Origin of the sequence: Candidatus Roseilinea sp. NK_OTU-006, assembly GCF_012931985.1 — a bacterium.
In the GTDB taxonomy this organism is placed as follows: Bacteria; Chloroflexota; Anaerolineae; order J036; family Brachytrichaceae; genus JAAFGM01.
The window spans coordinates 1-3,245 of the sequence record NZ_JAAFGM010000074.1; the positions used below are offsets into that span (position 1 = coordinate 1).

At 62.0% G+C, this 3,245-nt stretch carries 4 protein-coding genes; all 4 read left to right on the plus strand.

Going from position 1 to position 3,245, the window contains the following annotated elements; all coding sequences use genetic code 11:
• Positions 1 to 573: homocysteine S-methyltransferase family protein (locus GXH28_RS15365; RefSeq protein WP_206156889.1), on the plus strand; the 573-nt coding region annotated here is incomplete at its 5' end.
• A 68-nt stretch (positions 574 to 641) separates the two neighbouring features.
• Positions 642 to 1,286: a DUF1638 domain-containing protein gene (locus GXH28_RS15370; RefSeq protein WP_240550453.1), complete on the plus strand. Its 645-nt coding sequence runs from the start codon at positions 642 to 644 to the stop codon at positions 1,284 to 1,286.
• A gap of 16 nt (positions 1,287 to 1,302) precedes the next feature.
• Positions 1,303 to 1,599, plus strand: coding sequence for a virulence factor (locus GXH28_RS15375; RefSeq protein WP_169239895.1), 297 nt, complete (start codon positions 1,303 to 1,305; stop codon positions 1,597 to 1,599).
• A gap of 38 nt (positions 1,600 to 1,637) precedes the next feature.
• Positions 1,638 to 3,245 (plus strand): molybdopterin-dependent oxidoreductase (locus tag GXH28_RS15380; protein ID WP_169239896.1); only part of this gene is annotated, 1,608 nt, incomplete at its 3' end.

The following is a 3,245-nucleotide window of genomic DNA, read 5'->3' on the forward strand; positions in this document are numbered from 1 at the left end:
GGCGGTGTGGATCTATTTTGGATGGAGACGATGAGCGACCTGAGAGAGGTGCAAGCAGCCGTTGAAGGCGTGCGCCTGGCTGCGCCGCATTTGCCTATCGTGGCGACGATGACGTTCGACACGCGTGGCTTCACGATGATGGGGGTTAGCCCGGCCGAAGCGATCACCGAGCTGGCCAAACTCGACCTTGCGGCAATCGGGGGGAACTGCGGCAACGGCCCGGATGAGGTGGAAGCGGTGATCTATGCCATGCGCATGGTGCGGCAGGACGTTCCTCTGGTTGCGAAGAGCAACGCCGGCATGCCCAAGATGGTCAACGGCAAAGCCACCTACGACGCTTCGCCGGAGGTCATGGCCGAAGCCGCCCGTCGGCTACGCGCGCTCGGTGCAACGTTGATCGGCGCATGTTGCGGCAGCACACCGGCGCACATCCGCGCGATGAAAGCCGCGCTGTTCGACCAGCCGCCGCTCGACCCGACAACGCTCACGCTCACGGTGCCGCTGGCCCGACGTCAGGAGCCAAACAGCGAGCGGCGCGAACGCCGGGCGCGTCGCGAGGCTCGGACAGAATGAACAAAATGAACAGAATGAGCGAAGTGAGCAAGTTGGACTCTGTAAGTTCCGGCCATTCTGTCCGAGAAATGCGCGTAGCGTTTGTGCTATGCGGGGCCCTCGCGCGCGAGGTGATAGCGATTGTGCGCAAGCATGGCTGGGATGTGAGCCTCTATGGTGTAGATGCGCAGGCGCATATGCGCCCGGAGCGCATCGCGCCGCTGGTCGAGCGCAAACTGCGCGAGTTGATTCCGCGCTTCGATCGCGTCGTGGTCATATACGGCGACTGTGGCACGGGCGGCGCGCTCGACGAAGTGCTGCGGCGCTACAACGTGCCGCGCATCGCCGGGCCGCATTGCTACGAGATGTATGCCGGCGTGGCGTTCGCAGCTATGCTGAACGAGGAGCCGGGCACGTTCTTCCTGACCGATTTCCTGCTCCAAGGGTTCGACGGCCTGGTGTGGAAGGGCCTCGGCTTAGATCGCTTTCCGGAGTTGAAGGAGATCTATTTTGCGAACTACCGGCGCGTGGTCTATCTCGTTCAACGCGACGGTGATGCTCTGGTCACCCAGGCGCATGCGGTCGCCGAACGACTTGGCTTGCCGCTGGAGATCCGGCCTACCGGCTATGGCGCACTAGAGACGCGGCTGACTGCGCTCATGGATGAGCTCGCAGACGAGCGGTATAGGCCGCGTGTTACTCATGAGTCATCAATCATGCATCATGGTTCATGATTGGTCATTGATGTGTATGGCAACCTATCAAATCCTCTACTGGCATGATATTCCGGCACAAGTGCGGGCGAAGGGCGAAGGGCGCGAGCGCGTCAGCATGCCGTTGCTGTCACGCTTCCAGGAAGCGATAGACAGTGCGGCCATGGCGGCCGGGCTGATCGGGTCGGACGAATACACTGCTGCATTTCGCTGGAGCGAGCCGCAAGAACGTGAGGGCGACGCCCAAAGTGTGGCCGCTGCCGTCGCTGCCGAGTTGGATGCACAATTTCCGGAAATTGACTGGCGGGCGACGGTCGCGAAGATCAAGGGATAGTGTCGGTGGTGTCAATGTGTCAACTGGAAGGATAAGCTATGAAGTTCCTCGGAATGGACACATCGCAGTGGGTCAGCTTGATGCCCAACGGTCTGGGCCATGTCAAGCCGAACCACTACTGGGAGATGGTGCGCGCCGTGTGGCAGAACCGAGACAATCTGCCGCTGGCATGGCGCATTCTCAATGACGGCGTGTGCGATGGATGCGCACTGGGCACGGCCGGTCTACGGGATTTCACGATTGATGGCGTGCACCTGTGCACCGTGCGGCTGAATCTGTTGCGGCTGAACACGATGCCGCCGATGGACGTCCGCGTATTGGCCGATTTGTCACGCTTGCGCAGCATGGACGGCAAAGCCCTGCGTGGGTTGGGGCGCCTGCCTTATCCGATGATTCGGCGGCGCGGCGAGCCGGGTTTCACGCGCATTTCCTGGGATCAAGCGCTTGACGAGATCGCCGGCCGCATCCGCGAGACCGACCCCCACCGGATTGGCTTCTACCTGACTTCGCGCGGCATCACCAACGAGGTGTACTACGTGGCGCAGAAGGTCGCCCGCTTTCTCGGCACGAACAACGTGGACAACGCCGCGCGCATCTGCCATTCGCCGAGCACCGTGGCAATGAAGCAGGTGTTGGGCGTCGCTGCCTCGACCTGCTCATACAAAGATTGGATCGGCGCCGACCTCTTGATCTTCATCGGCAGTGACACGCCGAACAACCAACCCGTCACGACCAAATATCTTTACCACGCCAAGAAGCACGGCTCCAAGATCGTGGTGATCAATCCCTATCGCGAGCCGGGCCTGGAACGCTACTGGGTGCCCAGCGTGTTCGAAAGTGCACTCTTCGGCACGCGGCTGGCCGATGAATTCTTCCAAATCCACACCGGCGGCGACCTGGCTTTCTTGAACGGCGTGCTCAAGCATCTGATCGAGAACGATTGGCTCGACCGCGCGTTCATCGCAGCGCACACCGATTGTTTCGGCTCGGTCGAAACTGAGCTGGCCGAGCAATCCTGGGAGATGCTGGAGCGCTACAGCGGTACCTCGCGCGAGGAGATGCTGCGCTTCGCCGAGATGCTGGCCCGTGCCAAGAGCGCAGTGTTCGTGTGGAGCATGGGGATCACACAACACGAAAACGGCGTGGAGAACGTGAAGGCCATCCTCAACTTGGCGCTGGCGCGCGGCTTCATCGGGCGAGAGCATTGCGGCGTCATGCCGATTCGCGGCCACAGCGGCGTGCAGGGCGGCGGCGAGATGGGCTGCACGGCATGGAACTTCCCCGGCGGCGAACCGATCAACGAAGCGAATGCGCGCCGCTTCGGCGCGCTGTGGGGCTTCGACGTGCCGGCTTGGAAGGGCTTGGCGTGTATGGATATGCTCGAGGCGGCGCATGCCGGCAAGTTGGATGTGTTCTATGTCGTCGGCGGTAACTTCCTAGATACCCTGCCGGACCCGCACTTTATCCGCCAGGCGCTGGAGCGGCCGGCGTTGCGGGTGCATCAGGACATCGTCGTCACCTCACAGATGCTGGTTGACCCTGCCGATACGGTGATCTTGCTGCCGGCTGCCACGCGCTACGAACAACGCGACGGCGGCACCGAGACCAGCACCGAGCGCCAAGTGATCTTCTCGCCCAAGATCACC

Excerpts from the sequence above, each read along its gene's own strand:
- GXH28_RS15370 (WP_240550453.1), top strand. The coding sequence starts at position 642 with ATGCGCGTAGCGTTTGTGCTATGCGGGGCCCTCGCGCGCGAGGTGATA.
- GXH28_RS15375 (WP_169239895.1), top strand. The coding sequence starts at position 1,303 with ATGGCAACCTATCAAATCCTCTACTGGCATGATATTCCGGCACAAGTG.